General features: G+C 39.9%; 19 protein-coding genes. 12 read left to right on the forward strand and 7 right to left on the reverse strand.

The genetic code is table 11. The annotated features are described in order from the left end of the window. Position 1: 1 nt before the first annotated feature. The gene (locus F994_RS00560) at positions 2-928 is read right to left on the reverse strand and encodes an acyltransferase (RefSeq protein WP_004648034.1); all 927 of its coding nucleotides are present in this window, start codon (positions 926-928) and stop codon (positions 2-4) included. A gap of 245 nt (positions 929-1,173) precedes the next feature. Between F994_RS00560 and F994_RS00565 the strand changes: the two genes are divergently transcribed. The 9 genes from F994_RS00565 (at position 1,174) to F994_RS00605 (ending at position 10,680) form a co-directional block, all read left to right on the forward strand. Next, positions 1,174-1,806 (forward strand): YiaD family glycine zipper/OmpA-like lipoprotein, encoded by a 633-nt coding sequence (locus F994_RS00565; protein ID WP_004648035.1) that lies wholly within the window; start codon positions 1,174-1,176, stop codon positions 1,804-1,806. Between the two features lie 124 nt (positions 1,807-1,930). Then, complete coding sequence (gene rep / locus F994_RS00570; protein WP_004648036.1) at positions 1,931-3,970, forward strand: DNA helicase Rep; 2,040 nt, start codon at positions 1,931-1,933, stop codon at positions 3,968-3,970. Between the two features lie 35 nt (positions 3,971-4,005). Beyond that, on the forward strand, positions 4,006-4,458 hold the full coding sequence (gene dut, locus F994_RS00575) for a dUTP diphosphatase (protein ID WP_004648037.1): 453 nt from the start codon (positions 4,006-4,008) through the stop codon (positions 4,456-4,458). 428 nt (positions 4,459-4,886) lie between these two features. Continuing rightward, positions 4,887-6,311 (forward strand): phosphomannomutase/phosphoglucomutase, encoded by a 1,425-nt coding sequence (locus tag F994_RS00580; RefSeq protein ID WP_004648038.1) that lies wholly within the window; start codon positions 4,887-4,889, stop codon positions 6,309-6,311. 10 nt (positions 6,312-6,321) lie between these two features. Next, the gene (gene argB, locus F994_RS00585; RefSeq protein ID WP_004648039.1) at positions 6,322-7,221 is read left to right on the forward strand and encodes an acetylglutamate kinase; all 900 of its coding nucleotides are present in this window, start codon (positions 6,322-6,324) and stop codon (positions 7,219-7,221) included. 195 nt (positions 7,222-7,416) lie between these two features. Continuing rightward, positions 7,417-8,265, forward strand: a complete 849-nt coding sequence (locus tag F994_RS00590) for a class II glutamine amidotransferase (protein ID WP_004648040.1) — start codon at positions 7,417-7,419, stop codon at positions 8,263-8,265. A gap of 413 nt (positions 8,266-8,678) precedes the next feature. Further along, positions 8,679-9,134: a bacteriohemerythrin gene (locus F994_RS00595; protein WP_004648042.1), complete on the forward strand. Its 456-nt coding sequence runs from the start codon at positions 8,679-8,681 to the stop codon at positions 9,132-9,134. Between the two features lie 140 nt (positions 9,135-9,274). Beyond that, a complete protein-coding gene (locus F994_RS00600; protein ID WP_004648043.1) occupies positions 9,275-10,357 on the forward strand; it encodes a hypothetical protein in 1,083 nt (360 codons plus the stop codon). Then, positions 10,357-10,680 carry an RnfH family protein gene (locus F994_RS00605; RefSeq protein ID WP_004648044.1) on the forward strand — a complete coding sequence of 108 codons (324 nt, stop codon included), beginning with the start codon at positions 10,357-10,359 and terminating at the stop codon, positions 10,678-10,680. The genes F994_RS00600 and F994_RS00605 overlap by 1 nt, the downstream gene beginning before the upstream one ends. A 45-nt stretch (positions 10,681-10,725) precedes the next feature. Here the strand turns inward: F994_RS00605 and F994_RS00610 are convergent, their stop codons facing one another. Then, complete coding sequence (locus F994_RS00610) at positions 10,726-11,124, reverse strand: outer membrane protein assembly factor BamE (RefSeq protein ID WP_004648045.1); 399 nt, start codon at positions 11,122-11,124, stop codon at positions 10,726-10,728. Positions 11,125-11,236: 112 nt separating this feature from the next. On the opposite strand from F994_RS00610, the gene fur reads away from it, so the two are divergent. Next, positions 11,237-11,674, forward strand: a complete 438-nt coding sequence (gene fur / locus F994_RS00615) for a ferric iron uptake transcriptional regulator (RefSeq protein ID WP_004648046.1) — start codon at positions 11,237-11,239, stop codon at positions 11,672-11,674. Positions 11,675-11,730: 56 nt separating this feature from the next. On the opposite strand, the gene F994_RS00620 is transcribed toward fur, so the two are convergent. Together F994_RS00620 and F994_RS00625 are read right to left on the reverse strand one after the other, a co-directional pair. Next, the gene (locus F994_RS00620; RefSeq protein WP_004648048.1) at positions 11,731-12,852 is read right to left on the reverse strand and encodes a PilT/PilU family type 4a pilus ATPase; all 1,122 of its coding nucleotides are present in this window, start codon (positions 12,850-12,852) and stop codon (positions 11,731-11,733) included. A 25-nt stretch (positions 12,853-12,877) separates the two neighbouring features. Beyond that, positions 12,878-13,915 carry a type IV pilus twitching motility protein PilT gene (locus F994_RS00625; RefSeq protein ID WP_004648049.1) on the reverse strand — a complete coding sequence of 346 codons (1,038 nt, stop codon included), beginning with the start codon at positions 13,913-13,915 and terminating at the stop codon, positions 12,878-12,880. A 124-nt stretch (positions 13,916-14,039) separates the two neighbouring features. Here F994_RS00625 and F994_RS00630 point away from each other — a divergent pair, with 124 nt between their 5' ends. After that, positions 14,040-14,732 carry a YggS family pyridoxal phosphate-dependent enzyme gene (locus tag F994_RS00630; RefSeq protein WP_004648050.1) on the forward strand — a complete coding sequence of 231 codons (693 nt, stop codon included), beginning with the start codon at positions 14,040-14,042 and terminating at the stop codon, positions 14,730-14,732. A 50-nt stretch (positions 14,733-14,782) separates the two neighbouring features. On the opposite strand, the gene F994_RS00635 is transcribed toward F994_RS00630, so the two are convergent. Then, on the reverse strand, positions 14,783-18,379 hold the full coding sequence (locus F994_RS00635) for an SbcC/MukB-like Walker B domain-containing protein (RefSeq protein WP_004648051.1): 3,597 nt from the start codon (positions 18,377-18,379) through the stop codon (positions 14,783-14,785). A 9-nt stretch (positions 18,380-18,388) separates the two neighbouring features. Further along, positions 18,389-19,639 carry an exonuclease SbcCD subunit D C-terminal domain-containing protein gene (locus F994_RS00640; protein ID WP_004648052.1) on the reverse strand — a complete coding sequence of 417 codons (1,251 nt, stop codon included), beginning with the start codon at positions 19,637-19,639 and terminating at the stop codon, positions 18,389-18,391. 335 nt (positions 19,640-19,974) lie between these two features. On the opposite strand from F994_RS00640, the gene F994_RS00645 reads away from it, so the two are divergent. Next, on the forward strand, positions 19,975-20,949 hold the full coding sequence (locus F994_RS00645) for a diguanylate cyclase (protein ID WP_034696584.1): 975 nt from the start codon (positions 19,975-19,977) through the stop codon (positions 20,947-20,949). A gap of 144 nt (positions 20,950-21,093) precedes the next feature. Here the strand turns inward: F994_RS00645 and F994_RS00650 are convergent, their stop codons facing one another. Next, on the reverse strand, positions 21,094-22,068 hold the full coding sequence (locus F994_RS00650; protein ID WP_004648055.1) for an MBL fold metallo-hydrolase: 975 nt from the start codon (positions 22,066-22,068) through the stop codon (positions 21,094-21,096). Positions 22,069-22,144 lie beyond the last annotated feature (76 nt).

The raw sequence follows: 22,144 nt of genomic DNA on the forward strand, positions 1-22,144 counted from the left end.
TTTAGGCTTGAGTGGTTTGATATTGCTGTTTCATCTGTTCAATCAGTTGATCTTTTTCAGTCCATAATTCATCGACCCATTGTTGAAAGCGTTCACGATAGGCTGCATCATCTTCATAATTGCCTGCTAATACCCAAGGGGGAATGTTAATTTTACGCAGATTGACCGCAATACGATTGACGTCTCCTAACCAAAAATCACCATAACCGGGTGCGCCATCAGGATAAACAATCGTCATATCAACCAGAGCATCAATTTTGTCACCCAAAATATTTAAGGCTAAAGCTAAGCCGCCTGCTTTGGCTTTGAGGAGATGTTTATACGGTGATTGCTGCTTGGCATGTTTTTCTGGGGTAAAACGTGTGCCTTCTAAGTAGTTGAGTAAGGTAAAAGGCTGACTCAATAATTGTTCACAGGCTTTACGAGATTCTTCCAGATCACGGGTTTTCAGCTCAGGATTTGCCGCAATCTGTTCTTTGGAATGACGTTTCATCATTGGAAAACCTAAAATTTTAAAGGCGGGTCCAATGAACGGAATAAAGATCAGTTCCCATTTGGTAAAGAAACGCGTCAGTGGCATACGGGTTAAGCCAAAATATTGATTGACTGTGGTATCGACCCAACTTTGATGATTACAGGTCATCAGGTAACGCCCTTGCATGCTCAGCTCTAAATCGTCAGCAATGCTAATGTCCCATTTCAAGTGCGGTAACACATGATCAATCAGCCAATTATTGATACTTAACCAACTGTTGGTAATTTGAATATTGGTTTCATCAACTTTACGTGATTTTTTGACTAATTTTGTTAAGCCAAGTGCAAGAACAGGGGGGCCATGGAAAAAGGTACTTCCAGTAATGACCGACCCAACAGTTAGTCCTCGAGATATTTTTTTTAATAGAGGTTGTTTCTTAATTTGCGATGACATATAAAACAGTCCTAAAATAAAGTCACTTAATCTTTTTTTCATCTTTTAATATAAGTGTAGAATTTGAAATAAAAAAGCCTATTCATCCAACTATGAAGAAATTGTGATTAAGTCACCCGCTACACTCACATAAAATATTACAAAATGTAACTAATGATTGTGTTATTTACAAAAAATCAATGGTGTGCCGATTTTTTTTAATTCATCATTCCAGCATACAACAAAACACAAGAAGGAGGCATGCGATGCGTGCACTAGTTATTTCAGCTGTAGTTGGGGCCTTGGCACTTTCGGGTTGTCAAAATATGGAATATGACAAAGCTGCCATCGGTACTGGTATTGGTGCTTTATTGGGTGCAGGAATTGCCTATTCTAATGCCGACAAAGACAAAATGGGTCAAGCAGCAGCGATTGGTGCAGTTGTGGGCGGCGGTGCGGGTTTACTTCTTGATAAGAAAGAAAAACGTCTTCGTCAAGAGTTGGCTGGTACAGGTGTTGATGTAGGCCGTAATCCAGATGGTTCAATTAATCTTGTTATGCCAAGCGTAACATTTGCAACCAATTCGTCTACGATTCAAGCACAGTTCCAATCTGCTTTAAATGACGTTGCTAAAGTTCTTCGTGAAGATGGTACTTCAAGCAAACTGGCTTTGGTTATTCATGGTCATACAGACAATACGGGTAGTGATGCAATTAATAACCCATTGTCTCAAAACCGTGCGAACTCTGTGAAAAACTACTTAGCTTCACAAGGTATTTCAAGTTCACGTATGACTGCACGTGGTTACGGTTCATCTTCTCCAATCGCTGACAACTCAACAGCTGCTGGTCGTGAACAAAACCGTCGTGTAGAGATTTCTGTTTACGAAACTAAATAAGTTTCGTTTACTCATAAAAACCACCTTCGGGTGGTTTTTTTATGAATGTCAAATTTGTATTTTAGGTTATGCAAGCGTGGCTCAGATGACTATAATCTAGCTCGAATCAAAACGAGGAAATACTATGTCGTCGGCAAGTCAACTCAATGACAAGCAACTTGAAGCCATGAAATATACTCAAGGACCCTTGTTAGTACTTGCAGGGGCAGGTTCAGGTAAAACGTCTGTGATTACACGAAAGGTCGCGCATTTGGTTCAGAACTGCGGTATTCCTGCACATCGTATTACAGCCATGACCTTTACCAATAAAGCGGCACGTGAAATGAAAGAACGTGTCGGGAAGTTATTGTCTCGTGAGGAAGCCAAAGGGCTTTCGGTTTCGACTTTCCATACTTTTGGTTTGAATTTACTGCGTTTAGAACTTAAACATACGCCATTAAAAAATAATTTCTCCATTTTAGATGCCGATGATTGTAAGCGCATTTTGATGGACTTAATGCACCGCGATAATTTATCGGGGGCAGAAAGCAAAGAACTGATTGCCAAGGCAATGAAAATGATTTCGGATTGGAAAAATGATTTGATTCCACCCGAACAAGCACATACCACCTGTGAAACAGCAGACGATGTCCAGTTTGCGCATTTGTATCAACTGTATGAGCGTAATTTACGTGCTTATAATGCGGTCGATTTTGACGATTTGATCGTTATGCCAACACGTTTATTACAAGAAAATGCCGAAGTTCGTGACAAATGGCAAAACCGTGTCCGTTATTTACTGGTCGATGAATATCAAGATACCAATACGGCCCAGTATATTTTGGTGAAATTGCTGGTCGGTGTGATGGGGCAATTCACTGCCGTAGGCGATGATGACCAATCCATTTATGCGTGGCGTGGTGCGAAGCCTGAGAATATGGCGTTGTTAAAAGATGACTTTCCGAATTTAAAAGTGGTTAAGCTTGAGCAAAATTATCGTTCAACCAGTCGTATTCTTAAAGCCGCCAATACGGTGATTGGTAATAATCCGCATCTTTTTGATAAAAAACTCTGGTCAGATAAGGGGCATGGCGAGGTGATTCGCGTGATTACCTGTCGTAATGACGATGATGAAGCGGAACGCGTGGTAAAAGATCTCATCACACATAAACTGATGAATGGTAAAAATTGGAAAGATTATGCGATTTTATATCGGGGTAATTTCCAAGCACGGGTTTTAGAAACCCAGCTACGTCAAATGCAAATTCCGTATAAATTGTCAGGCGGTCAGTCGTTCTTTGGTCGTGCTGAAATTAAAGACATTATGAGTTATTTGCGCATTATCATTAATCCAGAAGATGACAGTGCATTCTTACGGATTATTAATACGCCAAAACGTGCGATTGGCCCTGTGACTTTAGAAAAGTTAGGATTATTTGCACAAGAAAATCATTTGTCGTTATTAACCGCCGCGGGTGATCAGCGCTTGACGATGGTGATGCCTAAAAAAGCCACCACTCAACTGGCTGAATTTGCCGATTTTATTGGTAACTTTACCCGTAATTTAACGGAAGATGATGAACCTGTTCCGATCATTCGCCAGATGATGCATGAAGCAGGCTATATCGATTACATCAAAGAGCAAGCCGCAACGCCGGCGCAAGAGAAAACCAAACTAGATAACATTGAAGTGCTGTATAGCAGTATTCAAAGTTTGATTAATCGTGCTGAAGATGTCGATGAAAAAAACATTGAAAGCGTGATTCGCAAGATGGTGTTGCTGGATATGTTGGAGCAACAACAAGAAGAAGAAGATACCGACAAGGTCAATCTGTTGACGCTACATGCCGCGAAAGGGCTTGAATTTCCTTATGTGTATATGATTGGTTTGGAAGAAGAACTGTTACCGCATAAGAATTCGATTGCGGCAGAAACCGTTGAAGAAGAACGCCGTTTAATGTACGTGGGGATTACGCGTGCACGTCAAGGCTTAACCATGACGCTGGCAGAACAGCGTAAAAATGGTGGTCAAATGAAGCAAATGACACCAAGTCGTTTCCTTGATGAGTTACCCCAAGATGATTTGGACTGGCTGGGTCGTAAGAAAAAATTGGCAGGCAATATTGATCCAAAATTGCAAGCACAGCATTATCTCGAAAATTTACGTGCGCTGATCAAGCGTTAATTTACTCTTTAAACCATGCAATTAGGAAAGAACAGATGAAAGTTCAAGTGAAAGTACTCGATACACGTTTAGGTAATGAATGGCCTATGCCAACCTATGCGACTTCGGGTTCGGCAGGTTTAGACTTGCGTGCTTGTGTACATGAAGCGACTGTCATTGAACCGGGTCAAACGGTATTGGTTAAAACAGGTTTAGCCATTTATATTGAAGATACTCACTTTGCAGGTTTGATTTTACCGCGTTCAGGTTTAGGTCATAAACACGGTATTGTTTTAGGTAATTTGGTGGGCTTAATTGATTCAGATTACCAAGGTGAGTTGATGGTATCAGTTTGGAATCGTAGTCAAACAGCATTTACTTTAGAGCCGGGCGAGCGTTTGGCGCAATATGTACTTGTTCCTGTGGTTCATGCTGAATTTGAACAAGTGCAAGAGTTTGCTGCAACGGAACGTGGTGCAGGTGGTTTTGGTCATACGGGTCAAGGCTAAAAATTAGATTTACTTTAAAAATGAATGACCTGATAAATAAATAACCCGATTATTTTTTTATCAGGTTCGATGATTGATGTACTTTGATTTAAAATAAATTTAATAATAAAAATCACTGTAAACAGGGATTTAAAATATTGTCATTCATGATATTAATTGTGTGGTTGTTTATTTGATCGTAAATCATTATTTTGATTTAAAAGGATATTTATTTTTTGGTTTGAAAATAAAAACAAATAATTTATTTTTCAAGTAAATATAGCCTTTTGAAATTTTATAAATATTTTTACCATTGATAAAAAGCATGGAATGCTTTTAAAATGTTGCTCTTCCCATTTTAAATGATTTACTGCTTGTGAATTTTGACCTAAATAAAGCATTCCATATTTTATTTATTTTATGGGCTACAGTAAGTGGAAGAAATAATTATGAATTTTAAAAATAAAAAATTTCCGTCACAAATTTTTCGTGCCTATGATATTCGTGGAAACATCGCTCTTTTGACACCAGAACTTGTGCAAGCGATTGCTTATGGGTTGGTTGCTCAATATCAGGCGGCAGGGCAGACTCAACTTGCAATTGGTTATGATGCACGTTTAACCAGTCCTGCATATGCAGAAATCATCCGGCAGGTGTGTGAAGAAAATCAGATTCAGACAACCATTTTAGGCTGTTGTTCGACACCATTATTATATTTTATTGCCCGTCAATTTGACGGTAATGGGATTATGCTGACCGCAAGTCATAACCCGAAAGGGGATAATGGGATTAAGTGGATTATTCAGCATGAACCACCGAGTCCAGACATGATCCAAGACGTTGCGATTAGTGCGACGCATGTTTTTGATCCAACGCAAAAAATAACCATCAAGCCTGTGCAACATGAAATTGTCATTCAATATTGTATCGAGTATCAACATGCGTTGTTGCAAGATATCCAGTTAAAACGCCCATTTAAAGTGGTGCTCGATGGATTAAATGGTTCAGCTGGGCGCTGTGCGGCTTTGGTGTTAAAAAAAATAGGCTGTGACGTCATTGCAATCCGTTGTAATGCGGATGGTCATTTTCCAGATCATGCACCAGATCCATCTCAAGAAAAGCATCTGGTTGAATTAAGAAAAACGGTGCTTGAGCAACAGGCCGATATTGGGATTGCACTCGATGGCGATGGCGACCGTTTAGTTTTGATTGATGAATGTGGAACCATTATTTCAGCAGATCGCTTAATGTCTTTATTTGCTGAAATATGTTTGAAAACACATCCGGGGCATGAAGTTGTCTTTGATGTGAAATGTTCGACGATGGTGAAAAACACGGTTTGTCGCTTGGGCGGACAGGCAAAAATGATTCGTACGGGAAGTTCTTTTTTACGAACTTACATCGCGCAGTCCAAGGGTCATGCCATTTTTGGCGGAGAATACTCGGGTCATTATGTGTTTAATGACGGCCGTGGTTTTGGTTATGATGATGGCTTATATGCCGGTTTACGTGTGCTTGAGTACTTGAGTCAACACCCTGATTTAAGCTTATCAAAGGCATTAAAAATTTATCCAGAACGCTATTGTACCGAAGATACCTATATTAGTACCCATAGTGAAGTACCTGCTGCTGTATTGCATGATGTTGAGCTTAAAAGTCATGATTTTGGCGCACAATTAAGTAAAATTGATGGTATACGACTTGATTTTGAAGATGGTTTTGGCATTATTCGAGCATCGAATACCGGTGAATATTTTACAGTGCGCTTTGATGCAGACAATCCTGTAAGATTAAACGCTATTCGAGATACATTTGTTTCCATGTTAAGTGACCGATATCCGAAAATCGCACAAGACATTTTAGATGCTCAATAAGGAGAGGCGAATGCCACATCAACACACTGGCATCGGCAAAGCACAAATTTTGACTGAAGCTTTGCCGTACATTCAACGTTTTGCAGGTAAGACGCTGGTAGTGAAATATGGTGGCAACGCAATGACCGATCCAGAGCTTGAAAGCTCTTTTGCCCGTGACATTGTCTTGCTCAAGACTGTGGGTTTAAATCCCATTGTGGTGCATGGTGGTGGTCCACAGGTCGATTCCTTTTTAAAACAACTGGGTCGTGAATCGGATCGTATTGATGGCATGCGCGTAACTGATTCCGCGACCATGGAAGTGGTTGAAATGGTTTTGGGTGGTAGCGTTAATAAATCGATCGTGAACCTGATTAATCAACATGGTGGTCGTGCGATTGGTTTAACCGGTAAAGATGGTAATTTACTTCGTGCACAAAAACTGTTGATGGAAAAAATTGCTGAAGATGGCACGGTACAACAAATTGATCTTGGTTTGGTCGGTGAAGTGGTTGGTGTTAAAACTGATGTTTTAGAAATGTTTACCAATAGCGACTTTATCCCTGTGATTGCACCCCTAGGCGTGGATGATGAGGGAAATACCTATAACATCAATGCAGATTTGGTTGCCGGTAAAGTTGCAGAAGCCCTGGGTGCGGAAAAACTGATTCTATTGACCAATATCACGGGTGTGCTGGATGAGAATAAAAACCTGCTCACTGGCTTAACCACGCAAGAAGTTGATCGCTTGATTGAAACGGGTGTGATTTACGGTGGCATGATTCCTAAAGTGGGATGTGCGCTTGATGCGGTGAAAGGTGGTGTGGTAAGTGCGCACATTGTTGATGGTCGTGTCCCTCATGCAACTTTGCTTGAGATTTTTACCGATCATGGTGTAGGGACTTTAATCACCAATCGTGCCAAGCAATAAATGAATGATTAAAAAGCCTCTTTATGAGGCTTTTTATTTACCTAGAGTATTCTGTCCTGAAATAAAGCTGCATATGTGACGCTGATTATTGAATTAATACATAAAATAGTTATGGGTATTCTAAATTGAGATTTGCAACCCTATCTCGAGTCATGCAAAATAGAAAAATCATATATTTACCGTTTGATTAAGACTATGTGCCAGTTGCTCGGAATGAATTGTGCTACGCCAACAGATGTAACTTTCTCATTTCGTGGTTTTTCTCAACGTGCGGGTATTACCTCAGACCATTGTGATGGTTTTGGTATTGCCTTTTTTGAAGACAAGGCCTGTCGACTTTTTGTCGATAATCAATCGGCAGTTGAATCTCCGATTGCGGAGCTGGTCCGTAATTATCCGATTAAGTCGCGTAATGTAATTGCACATATCCGCAAAGCAACACAAGGCAAAATTAGCCTAGAAAATTCGCATCCATTTAGCCGTGAACTTTGGGGAAGGCAATGGATTTTTGCCCACAATGGCGATTTGCATGGTTTTAATCCCGCTTTATCAGGACGTTTCACGCCCGTTGGCAATACCGACAGTGAACGTGCTTTCTGTTTTTTACTCGATCAATTGGTTAATAAGTTTGGTTATCATGAACCGAAACTTGAGCAAATTTTTGCTTTGTTGGCGGAAGTCTCGCCGAAAATAGCAGAGCACGGTACTTTTAATTTTTGTTTGTCCAATGGTCAGGCCTTATTTACCTATGCAATTACAAAATTGCATTGGTTGGTCCGAGAGTATCCATTTAAACCTGCGCAATTGATTGATCTCGATGTCGAAGTCGATTTTAGTCAAGTCACTACACCTGAGGATAGGGTCGCGGTGATTACCACCGAGCCTTTAACCCAAAATGAAAAATGGACTGCGTTTGAACCTGGAGAGATGATTTTATTTCAGTATGGACAGCCAATTTTGAAGCAGCAAACCCATGTTGAGCGTTTAGAACGTGAAAAATTAAATCCAGCATTAAAACGTATAACCAAAGCAGATCAATATTAGAGCATAAAATTAATCGGTATATATTTGTGGCGATACTGATTTAATCTCTTTATCGCTTTTTTAATGAGTAAAATATTTAAAAAATTATTTTGCTTAAAATATAAGAGCTTTATATTCTTTTATTTTTAAAAGTATATTTAAATTGATTATTTTTTTGTTTATATGATTTAATCAATATTGTTGTTTATTCAATAATAATCCTAGTTTTTATTGGATTATTCAGGGCGATATTGGTTAAAAAATACTTGATCTTTTTGATTGGTATTAATTATAAAAGCAATATATATCATGTGTTTATCGTTTTTTGAGAACTTAATATTTAAAACCAACCATTTTGGTTTATTTTTATTTGTTTAAAATCAATATATTATATATTTATGTGATTAGTCGTATATATTTTATAGGTGGTCGTAATGAAAATGAAATGGGTTCCAGAATATAATACTGGTATCGATGTGATTGACGATCAACACAAACGAATTCTTGATTATATCAATGAGATTGATGATTTTTCTCATCATACGAATCGTGAACGTATTAAACAAATTCTTGATAATATCATTGATTATACGCAATCACATTTTACCTTTGAAGAGTCTTTGCAAGAAGAGGCTGGTTATAAATATCGCGTACCGCATAAACGTGTACATGATTTATTTATTAAAAAAATTGAATCTTATCGTGACCGTTTTGAAATGGGACAGGCGATTGAAGGCGAATTACATGAAGTGCTGTCAAAATGGTTGATTAACCATATTCAGCACGATGATGCCGATTATGTCGGCGCTGTGAAAGAAAATATGATGGGGATCATTAAAGAAAAAGAACAGAAAAAAGGTAAAAACTGGTTTTCTCGTTTCTTTTCATAAAAAGAGAACAGAGCTAACAATAATTAAAAGTGATTATAATTTTGCGCTGCAAATCATTAGCAATAATGGTTTGCTTTTTCTTTTTGATTTTCCCCCATGACAAAGGCAAAATAGCGGAAGACTTTTTTTAGGAACGCATCATGCAGGACAATGCTATGTCACGATGGTTATCGCCGCTGATGGCATTTTGTTTATCTTTTATCATCATTGCCACGTTAGCACCAATTGTCGGAATTCAGGTTGATCGTCAACTTGATTTTTGGTTGTTATGGTTAGGGACAATGCTTATTTTAGCGTTACCTATCTGTTATTTAGAAATTGCCTTAGCCAAGCGTTCAAAAACCACGGCTCTAAATGCATTATCCAGTTTAACGCGTGATGCGGATGCTTCTCAAAAATGGCGTTTAGTCGGTTGGCTGGCCGTTGTTTTTATCCCTTTTTTAGCAGGCGGTATGCTGTCTAACGCCAGTCAATTATTGGGGCATTTTGCCTTCAATGGGATTGCACCAAATTTATTGTTCGTGGGCTTGGCCATTGTTGCATTTGCACTTTCCTTTGCACCTCGAAAGATTATTGTTGGGTTAAGTGTTGTTGCGGTGTTGGCTTCTCTCATCCTCGCCAATATTTTGGGAACTGCATTACCTGCTTGGCATGTGACCGCTGTGGCATTTAGTGAATGGGGCGGAGCTACAGTCTTAGCATTGGTTGCCAGTGGACTTGGAATGGGCTTGTATTGGCAAAGTAGTTTGCCTGCACTTAAACAACAAGATGCTGCCACTCAAACCGCATTACCCATCTGGATTGCGCAATTATTTGCCGTGATTGCATTTGCTTTTTTTGCCGCAAATGCTGCAATTCCAAGTTTTACTTTTGTCGTTGCTGTGGTGAGTGTATCGGCATTATTACTGAATATGGCACGTGAGCAACTCTTACAACGTCAATTAAATATCGCGATTCAATGGCTGGTGATATTGGCTGCGGTATTTATTTGGGCCATTCCTGCAATCAGTCCCATTTTTAATACACTTCTCATGCTTTGGGGCTTGGTCATTTGTTTAATCTATGCTGTTTTTGCAGGATGGATCATGAAAATTAGTCATCTACGTAAGTCGATGAACTTCAGTAATGAGCTATTTTATAACCTGTGGCGTATTGCGGTGCGTGTGGTACTGCCTGTAGCGATTATCTTGGCGATCATCTCGATTATTGGACAATTGCTCTAATGAGTGAGATACAACAAGTTTGGGTGGCATACGCGGCCCAAGATCGGCAATTTCTGATCGCTGTTCCTTTTCAACAGGGCATGACCGCATTAGACGCAATTGAGCAAAGTGGGATACGGGCGCAGACGAATTTACCTGAACCACTTGCATTGGGAATCTTTGGGGTGCGATTGCAAGATCCAGATCAAAGATTACAGGTCGGCGATCGGGTCGAAATTTATCGAGCACTGACCATTAATCCACAGGATATTCGTCGAAAACGTGCTGCAGAAAATCCAGTCGGACGTTATTGCCGCGGAAATCGCTTTAAACAATTGAAGTGATAAGAAAAACCCCTCATTGAGGGGTTTATTTTTATTTTAAAGCGTCTATAGTGGAGGCGCATTTAGAATCGCTTCTTTTGATCCTGGTAAGCCGGGTTGAGATTCTGGGATTGTTTCCAAGCCTTCAATCTTCTGTACCGTACCGGTTTGATCGAAGTAAATTCTTAAGTGTTGACCGTGTGCTGCTGGGATTTTGGCTTTTTTAGCATACGTCCCTGGTATATAGTTGTAGATGTAGTCCCAACGTAAAGGATTCATTGGATCTGATACTGTAGGGCTACCGAGCAAAAAGCGAACTTGTTGGTGGCTCATACCGACTTGGATTTTTGAAGCTTGTGCTTGAGTTAAGGGTGTTCCCTGAGGAATATCAACTTTATAAACGCCCAAGGTCGAACAGCCTGCGAGCAGTGAAGTGACGAACAACGTCAACATGATTTTTTGCATTTTGCTACACTATCCCAAATTAATTATGATGCATTTGATCCACGGATAGATCATACTGCATCTAAACTTTGTTGCATATTCCAACTTTAAATTTGTTGAGAGACCTTTTTACATGCCTATTTCAAATCAAGATTTACGCAAAGCTGGCCTTAAAGTTACGCTTCCACGAATTAAAATATTGGAATTATTAGAAAATTCAAGACAACACCATTTAAGCGCAGAAGACATTTATAAAACTTTACTCGAACAGGGCGAAGATGTCGGTTTAGCAACTGTGTATCGAGTGTTAACACAATTTGAAGCTGCGGGTATTATCCAACGTCATCATTTTGAAAATAACCATTCAGTTTTTGAAATTATGCAAGAAGATCACCATGATCATATTGTTTGTCAAAACTGTAACAAAGTGGTTGAATTCACCAATGATGTGATTGAACATCAACAGCATGAAGTGGCTGAGAAATACGGTTTCACTTTAACGGGTCACTCGTTAAACCTTTATGGTTACTGTGATTCACAAGAATGCCAAGACGCATACCGTAAAAAATAATACTGGGTAAAATCAGTTAAAAAACAGGCTTCATTTGAAGCCTGTTTTTTTTACTTTTAAGCTTGCCCATCGAAGGTGATATTCGAATTTGCATGCATTAAACGCTCAGCGCCTTCTTCAGACAATTTAATTTGTAGACGAAGGTCGTTGGGTGAGTCGGCGTGTTTCAATGCATCTTTATAGGTGATTTGTTTGGCTTTATACAGGTCAAACAAAGCTTGGTCAAAAGTTTGCATGCCAAGTTCACGTGAACGCTTCATTAATTCTTTAATTTCATGTACTTCACCTTTACGAATCAAGTCAGAAATTAATGGTGAATTGATTAAAATTTCAATCGCGGCACGACGTGATTTACCATCAACACTTGGAATCAGTTGCTGGGCCACCATGGCTCTTAAATTAAGCGATAAGTCCATAAACAACTGGTTATGACGGTCTGCATCAAAGAAGTGAATAATACGGTCAATCGCTTGATTGGCATTGTTGGCGTGTAGGGTTGCAAACACCAAATGCCCCGTTTCAGCAAAGGCAATCGCGTAGTCCATGGTTTCACGCGAGCGAATCTCACCAATCAAAATCACATCGGGTGCTTGACGTAAGGTGTTCTTTAAAGCGACTTCAAATGAGTCGGTGTCAATACCCACTTCACGCTGGGTGATGATACAACCTGCATGTTGGTGGATAAATTCAATCGGGTCTTCAATGGTAATGATATGACCTTTAGAATTATGGTTACGATAACCAATAATCGAGGCTAAAGAGGTTGATTTACCCGTACCGGTTGCACCCACGAAAATAATGATGCCACGTTTAGTCATCGCCAATTCTTTTAAAATTGGCGGTAACTTCAGCTCATCCATGGTCGGAATAACAGTTTCGATACGACGTAACACCATACCGGGTTGATCACGTTGTTGAAATGCACTGACACGAAAACGCGCAGTTTTGTCACGGTTACTGATGGCAAAGTTACATTCACGCGTTTCAGCAAATTCCTTGCGCTGTTTCTCGCTCATGATGGAGTTTAAAAGTTGCCCGGTAATTTCACCCGTTAGCTTGGTTTTGGCAATGGGTAAAATTTGACCATTAATTTTCATTGATGGTTCAACATCAGCCGTAATAAACAAGTCTGATGCTTTTTGTTGGATCATCAAATTCAGTAAGTCGTTAAAATCCATAATAAGATCCTAAATCCATTTAAACTTATAAGAATGCTTCTGGTTGTTTCGCCATAGTACGTGCCGTTTGCGGGCTGATAATGCCTTTAGAAACTAAAGTTTTTAGGCTTTGATCCAGTGTGGTCATGCCGTAGTTGGCACCGGTTTGAATGGCAGAATACATTTGAGCGACTTTGTTTTCACGGATCAGGTTTCGAATAGCCGGAATACCAATCATGATTTCATGCGCTGCAACACGACCACCGCCATTTTTTTTCAGTAGTGTTTGAGAAATAACGGCCTGTAATGATTCAGAAAGCATGGCACGAACCATGTCTTTTTCTTCAGCAGGGAATACGTCAATCACACGGTCAATGGTTTTTGCCGCAGACGTGGTATGTAGCGTACCAAAGACTAAGTGACCTGTTTCCGCAGCAGTCAGCGCCAAACGAATGGTTTCAAGGTCACGCATCTCACCGACCAGAATAATATCAGGGTCTTCACGCAGGGCTGAGCGGAGTGCTTCGTTAAAGCCATGCGTGTCACGATGCACTTCACGTTGGTTGACCAAACATTTTTTCGATTCGTGGACAAATTCGATTGGGTCTTCGACGGTTAAAATATGGTCATAACGCTGATCGTTAATATAATCGACCATTGCGGCAAGAGTGGTTGATTTACCCGAACCCGTTGGCCCTGTAACCAAAACAATACCACGTGGGAAATTACAAATATCTTTGAAAATTTGCCCCATGCCCAAGTCTTCAATGGTTAAAACTTTTGATGGAATGGTACGGAATACGGCACCTGCACCGCGGTTTTGGTTGAATGCGTTGACACGGAAACGAGCCACACCCGGTACTTCAAAAGAAAAGTCAGTTTCAAGTTTTTCTTCAAAATCGCGGCGCTGTTTATCATTCATAATGTCGTACACCAATTTGTGTACTTCTTTATGTTCTAAAGCTGGTAAATTGATGCGACGAACTTCACCATCGACACGGATAAGTGGTGGCATACCCGCTGATAAGTGTAAGTCTGATGCCCCGTTTTTAGCAGAAAAGGCCAGCAGTTCAGTAATGTCCATAATTTCCCCGAGATCATTTAAATGTTATTTATTTTGTTAGAATAATAAGGCTTTCCCAGAGCTTAACCAACAGTTAGTTTTAAGGGAAAGTGAAAAAAAGCTGAATGAAATGAGAACCTCGTCAATGAATAGTCTTCAAGCATCACGAAATCAAGTTTTACAGCATATTGCCGATGCCTGTAAACAAGCCCAGCGCGAGCCAGAAACCGTACAGTTATTGGCTGTTTCAAAGACTCACCCAAGTGAGTGCTTACGTGAAATGTACCAAACAGGGCAACGCGCATTTGGTGAAAATTATTTACAAGAGGCTTTGGATAAGATTGAAAAGCTCAATGATTTAGCCATTGAGTGGCATTTTATCGGGCATGTTCAGCGCAATAAAACCAAACATTTGGCTGCAAGTTTTGCATGGGTACATGGCGTGGATCGTTTAATGATTGCTGAGCGTTTATCCAAGCAGCGCGAAGCCAATCAAGTGCCATTGAATATTTGTTTACAAGTTAATATTGATGCTCAAGAAAGCAAAGATGGATGTCAGCCCAATGAAGTGGCGGAGTTGGTGCAAAAGATTAGCCAATTGCCGCATTTAAAACTGCGTGGTTTGATGGTGATTCCAGCACCCAACAACACCCATGCTTTTGCAGATGCAAAGCAACTTTTTGATGCGGTTAAACAGGAACATGTACAGCCTGAAGACTGGGATACTTTAAGTATGGGCATGTCTGGAGATATGGTTGAGGCCATTGCAGCAGGTTCAACTATGGTACGTGTTGGTACGGCACTTTTCGGTGCACGAGATTATTCCAATCAAGCATAAAATAGAGCATCCACAAGGCTGAGTATTTACACAGCCTTGTTTATTTTTGCTTAACCGACCACTTGAATGGTACTTGCGCCTGCACCCAATGGTTTGACCTGAATTTGTACAGGAATGCGTTCATGCATTTCTTGAATATGTGAGATCAGCACAACTTTACGCCCTTGGTTTTGCAGTTGATCTAAGGCATTCATCACCATGTAGAGCGATGAGGCATCTAACGTTCCAAAACCTTCATCGATAAACAACGATTCAATTTTCATGGAACCCGATGCCATATTGGCAATGGCGAGCGATAAGGCAAGCGCAGTCAGGAATGATTCACCGCCTGAAAGGGAAGAGACTGAACGGGTTTCACCATCCATGTCATGATCGACAATGGCTAAGCTTAATGAGTTTTCTAAGCGCTTTAACGTGTAACGCTGAGAAAGCATGACCAATTGTTGATTGGCATGTTCGAGCAGAATATCTAAATTATATTGCTGGGCATAATCCCGGAAGTCTTTGCCTTTAGCGTCCCCAATTAAGCCAGAAATTTTGCCCCAACGATGTTCTTGCTGTTGAATCGCTTGAATCTGATCTGCGAATTGCTTTTGTTTGTCGATATTCCGTTGATGAACTTCCAGTTTGAGTTTGTAACCATCTCGCATGTCTAAGGTCGCTTGCAGATTTTCGACCAAGCGTGTCATTTGAGTCTGTAGTTGTTCAAATTCAATATTGGGCTGTTGCAGGGCATGCTGTTGCAGTTGTTCCTGAATGGTTTTTAGCGCAGATTGCACATCATTTAGGCTGCGTTCGGCAGTTTGAATATTTAAACGAATCTGTTGTTGCTGTTCATTGGGAATTTGACGCAGTTGTTCAATCAAAATTGCATCAAAATCAGCATGCTGATTCAGCCATTGTTGGATTTCAAGTGCAGAGGCGGTTTGTTGTATTTCAAGTTGGGTCAGCTGTATTTTGAGTTGATCACGTTGGCGTTTCTGTTGTTCAAACTGTTGACGCGATTGATCGATGTTTTGCCGCGCTTGGTTGAATTGTATGTGCAGATTTTTGCGTTGTTCATCATATTGAATTAGCCATTCATGTGGTTTTTCAACCTGAATCTGTGACATCTCAAAAATAAGGGTCATGGCCAATTCTTTATTCTTTTGTCCTTGGCGTTCAAAGTCTGATTTTTCTGTTGTAGTGGATTGAATTTGCTCATTTTTAAAGGAAATGTTTTGTTCAATTTGCTTGAGTGCTTGATTTTTTTCATCCAGTTGTTTGTTTAGCGTATCCGCAGTTTGCAGCAGTTGTAAGCGTTGCATCAGTTGCTGTTCAATGTTTGTAGCTGTGCTGGAGGTCTGGGTTTTCCAAGCGTATTTTTGCTCGGCTGAAAGCAGATCAATCAGGTGTTGAATATTTTGTTCAGCGTGTTGAATGGTCGATAAATGTTGCTGAATGTGTTGAATGGTTTGTAATTGCTCACGTTGATTTTTCTGTGCTTGATTGAGTTGCGCTAAAGTGTGATCAAGCTGTTGAATGTCTTGCTGATATTTTTCGGATAACTGAAACAACTGTTGCGCAGTATTTTCATGCATTGGATTGAAATCGAGTGAGATTTTCATGCTATCCAAAGCGGATTTGAGTTGCTGTTCGAGTTGCGTACTTTGCTGTTGTAACTCATTCAAACGCAGTGTATTTTGCGTTAAAGCCGTATGTTGTTGGGTGCAAAGCTGTTGTGCTTTTTGCCAGACATCAAAAGATTGATTCTCAAGTTGAAGCGCCTGTTGCTCTTGCTGTTGTTGTAAGTTTAAAAGTTCTTGCGAAAGGGCAGAATGCTCTTGCTTAAATGGATGTTGTGTACTGCCACAGACCAAACACGCCTCACCTTCGAGCAATTGTTGACGCAGCTTTTCGATACTCTCGGTATGTAACAAGCGTTGTTGCTGCAATACACGTTGTAGGCTTTCACGGTCTTGCTTCTGCGTTAGGTATTTTTGTTCAGTCTGTTGTTGCTGTTGTGTTGCTTGCTCAAGCTTTTGGCTCAACTCATGGTTCGAGCTTTTAAATTTTTCTCGCTCTACACAGACTTGGCTGAATTGTTTGAATTGAGTTTGAATTAAACCAATATGATGTATTTGCTGTAATGCGTGCTCACGATTTTGACGCTGATCGGCAAGTGTGCTGCTGATTTGATCCTCATGACCAAATTGCTGTTGTAGTGCATGAAGTTGTTGCTGTGTTTCATTTAAAGCAGCTGTCGCCGCGGCAATATGGCCAAACTGCTGTTCAACATTCTGATACTGCTGAATAAAACGTTGTAGCTGGGTCAAATGTGCCGAGAGACCCGCGTCCAAACTGACGAAATGTGCAGATTGATGCAGTTGTTCAGTTTGCGTTTGTTGTTGGTTTTTGAGTTTTTCTATCTCAGTATGCAATTGAGTTTGTTGTTGTAATAGCGGTTGTTGCTCTTGGTTGAGCTGTTGCAAGCTCGTTTGTGCCTTTTTAAATTGCTGACCAATAAATTCACGTTCTTGAATACAGGTTCTGACTTTTTCAATGGCGTGATGATGGGTTTGTTCAAAAGCTTGCTGTGTTTTGAATTGCTCATCAATCTGTTGAAACTGTTTTTCTTCAGCCTGAAAAGCATGTTCAATGACAATGAATTGTTGTTCACTGCTTTGAATTTGTGGTTGCAGCGTATTTAATTCAGCGAGCACTTTATGTTGTTGAATCACACTCGGTCGAATAGAGGCAAAGGCTTCAAGCTGTTTCAGTTGTATGCGCTGTGGTGCAAGTTGTTCAAACTGCTGTTGTTGCAGTAAAAGTTGTTGCTGACGAAGGTGTATATCCGTGTCTAACTTTTGCTTGTGTTCAAACCATTGTTGTTGCTGTTCTAAAAGCTTTTTTTCAGTTTCTAATTTTTTATATTCGGTATCGATATTTATAAATTGCTGATTCAGTTCCGCAATTGCATCATCAGATAAAATGTCAATATGACCGAGAACATCTTCGAGTTTTTTGCGTTCTTTTTCAATGTCAGCTGTTTTTCTAAATGCAATTTCACCAATTTTGGCAAAGATGTTGGAGTTGGTTAAATATTCAAGTAAAGCACCACGTTCATTGTCACGTGCTTTTAAAAATGCAGTGACTTCGGACTGAGCCAACAGGACTGCACGGGTAAATTGTTCAAAGCTAAGTTGAGTAATCTGTTGAATATGGGTTTCGACAGCTTTGGTTTTATCGGCAACCACCACGCCATCAGTCAGACAGGTTAAAGAACGTTGCACATTTTGTAATTTACCCGCTGCATTTTCACGCGCACGTTTAATTTCCCAACGTGCCAGATAATGTTTTTGATCCTGCGCGACAAAACAAAGTTCCGCAAAGCCATGTCCTGTACCGCGACGCAGTACGGTTAATGGGGAATTGCTAGGCAGTTCTGAACCATCGACATCGACCAATTTACCATCACTGCCTTTTAGGCGGGGGACTTGATTAAATAGCGCAAGGCACATGGCATCTAAAATCGTCGATTTGCCGGCACCTGTTTTGCCAATAATGGCAATTAAGCCTGCACTGGCTAAAGGTTCACTTTCAAAATCAATAAAATGTTCGCCAGCAATAGAGGCCAGATTTTTTATACGTATTGATAAAATTTTCATGACAGATCCTTAAATGCTGTTTTTATCTTCAAGTGAATGACGCGCTTCTTGAACCAACGTCTGAAAATCTTTGAGTACCGCAGCATCTTGTGCATAGCCTTTGTTTTGCCAAATTTGTTCAAATAATTTTTCTGGCGTTGGCGGTTCAAGCTGAATTTTTGTAGCATGATTTTGCTGGTCATTATTTTTATATTGGCGTGAAATTTTAACCAGACGATAGCGCTCTTTAGGCAACACATCTTCAAATTGTTGTCTTAAATTAGGTCGTGGTGGGGTATCGGTATGATATTCAATATCGATATATTCACGTTGATCAATATTGTCTATTTTGCCACTTGCTAAGGCTTGGAGTTGGGCAAAAACTTCATTCAGCTCACCACGAATACGGTGTAATTGAATACTACGCGGGATGTGTAGCGCTTCGAACTGAAGCTGCGATTCAGCAGGCTTTGTGGGGTCAATGGTGACTTCAACCACTTGGTGTTTATAGTTAATTTCACTAAAAGACAAAGGAATAGGTGAGCCACTATAACGAATATGCGCATGCTGAACTTTTTGTGGTTTATGCAAATGTCCTAGCGCGACATAATTAATCACCTCATCAAACAGTGCGGTTGAAAGTGCTTCTTCATTCCCAATAATAATTGGGCGTTCAGAGTCAGAGGTTTCACCGCCTTGCATATGAGCATGTGACATTAAAATCAGCGCTTGATCATCGGTTTTACGCTTTTTGGCTTCGCTAATGAGTTGCTGATGTAGGTAGCTAATGGCATTTTGACTATTGCTGGTGTGTTCATTAAAACCGGTAATTTCTGCACTGCGTAAAAAGGGCAGGCTTAAGCACCAAGCGACAATGTTTTGATCTACATCATAAATCGGTTGCAGTAAGTGCTCGATATCTAAGCTTTTGTCCTCATTCCAACGAATTACGCCAACAGTTTTGGCATTATATTTTTCCAGTAACGGTTCAACTTGCTCGATGCGATAACCCGAATCATGATTTCCGGCAATCATCAGGGTTTGCATATGCGGTGCAAGCGCGTGAGCATCGGCTAAAAATTGGTACAGTTGCTTTTGGGCAGCAGAGGCAGGATTGATGACATCAAAAATATCACCTGCAATGAGCAAGGCATTCGGTTGTTTTTGTTTAATTTGTTCAAGTAACCAAGTTAAAAACTGTTCATGTTCATACTGACGTGAGTGATTGTAGAAGAACTGACCTAAATGCCAGTCTGAGGTATGAAAAAAATGAACAGCCATGTTTTTTTGAAACCCATGAAAAATTGCCTCTATACTATAGGTAAATAAATGGCTGTAAAGCTAGCTCAATTGTGATTTATAACCTACATTATCAGTTGGAATTTAAAATTTTAAGTGACAAATCAAGCTTCACTTTTATTTTTTTTGATTGAAAAATAGATTTGGGTGTGAGCTATAAAATTAACTGTGCTACAGGGAGTCATAGTACAGATTTAGGTAAGGATGCCTTATGCTGATTGGGATGAGGTGCATATTCAAAATGTAAAATCAGTGTTGTGTATGCTGTAAAAGTGACTTATGCAACTGTGCTGATTGAAATTAAAGTGAGTCAGTCTATGTCAAATAGTCCATTTAAAAATAATCAGTTATATAACGAAGTCGTTTATAAAACTTTAATTGAGTCGACCCTTGCTATTCCGTGGAGTATCGACTGGGAAAGTAAGCAGTTCAATTATATTGGTCCGCAAATTGAGAAATTGTTGGGTTGGCAACAAGCATCTTGGAAAACAGTGCAAGATTGGGTCGATCGTATGCATGAGTCGGACCGTGAAAAAACATTTAATTTTTGTGTTGCACAATCGCTTGCGGGTATTGACCATGAAGCAGATTATCGCGCTTTAAAAGCAGATGGATCCTATATTTGGATTCGAGATGTGGTTCATGTGATCCGTACAGAAAATGGCGAAGTGGATTCTTTAGTAGGATTTATGTTTGATATTTCCGAACGTAAAAAACAAGAAGAGCAATTAGAAATATTACAGCGTCAGTTGGAAGAGTTTTCTTATAAAGATGGTTTGACTGGCATTGCGAATCGCCGTTTATTTGATGAATTTTTTGCACGTGAATGGCAAAGTGCCATGCGGTTGCAAAAGCCGTTGTCAGTCCTCTTAATTGATCTGGATTATTTTAAACAATATAACGATGGACATGGTCATATTAACGGTGATCAGTGTTTGCGTGAGATTGCTCAATTATGGTCGACTTGCTGTAGTCGTCCACGTGATTTGGTTTCACGTTTTGGTGGTGAAGAATTTGCGGTTGTGTTGCCAGAAACCAATGCCGAAGCGGCTATTCAAGTTGCTGAAAACTTAATGCAGGCTTTAAAAAATGCCAAATTAACGCATTGTACATCCACAATTTCAGAATTTGTCACCTGTAGTATGGGTGTGAAAACCATTGTCCCAACGGAGCAGTGCGATCAAATGAAATTCTTAGAGTTGGTCGATCAGAATTTATATAAAGCCAAACAATCTGGGCGCAATTGTTATCAAGCTGACTATGTTGATACTTTAGAGGATTTAAAAGAGTAATTTACTTTTTTGCCCCATAACCACAACAGTCGAGGGATGGTTATGGGGTATTTTAAGGATAAAAATATTGCGATTTAATTTTAAATAATGCTGTGCTGATCTTAAATAATTTTTAAACTCATATAACATTGTATGAGTCTTAGACTAATCTTTGAAATGCACAGGAATCCATTGATAACGCTTACCATCTGCTGAATAAATATGTCCAATCGCAGGGAATGGCAAGTGTGGCGCTGCAATGGTTTGCCCACCTCTTGCGTATTCAGCGAATTGTTTTAAACGTGTTTCAACCGCTTTTTTCGGGTCTATATCATAATCAATTGCTGTTTCAGGTTTGTCGAATTGCACAGTATGTGAGTGCACAATATCGCCAATAAATACGACTGTTTCATCCTTAGTTTTTAGCTCATAGCTAAAATGTCCCGGTGTATGCCCCGCGGTATTAATGACTTTAAAGCCCTGAACTTGATCACCCAATTTGTAGGTTTTGAAGCGTTGTTTGGCTTGATAGGGTGCAAGAGCTTGTTTAATTTTTTCTACAGTTCCTAAGTAGCCTGCTTGCTTTTCTTTCGGGAGTTTGTCGACTTGTTTCGGGTTTAGCCAATAGTTTACTTCATCATTGGATACATAAACTGTTGCATTTGGAAAGTTAGCCACGCCATTTTGACTAATGCCACAGACATGGTCAGGGTGCAAGTGAGTCAATAAAATGGTATCGACTTGTTCTGGTTGATAGCCTGATGCTTTTAAGTTGCTTAACACTGAACCTAAATGTGCGCCAAAACAGCTCGCAGCACCGCTATCCACCAAAACCAGTGAATGACCTGTATTGACTAAAAAGGCATTTATCGAGGTTTGTACACCTTTAGCTTGGTCGGCAGCGTATTTCTTTAAAATTTCATGCACTTCTTTTTCAGGAATGTTTTGAAATAGCTTCGGAGACATGAAATTGGTACCATCGAGCAGGGCGGTGATTTGTACATCACCAGCTTGATATTGGTAATAACCTGAAACCTGTTTTTGTTGTGGAATTGGGGCGGGCGGGGAAATGGCAAAGGCTGATGAAAATGCAGTAGCTATTAAGCTTAGAGCGGTGAGTTTAGATTTCAGTTTTTTCATAGGAATTCTTATAAGTTTGCAGGTGATATGTTTGTTCTAGCATAAGCTTCATATAGTGACTAGATGAACTTTATAA

Origin of the sequence: Acinetobacter bohemicus ANC 3994 (assembly GCF_000367925.1) — a bacterium.
GTDB lineage: Bacteria > Pseudomonadota > Gammaproteobacteria > Pseudomonadales > Moraxellaceae > Acinetobacter > Acinetobacter bohemicus.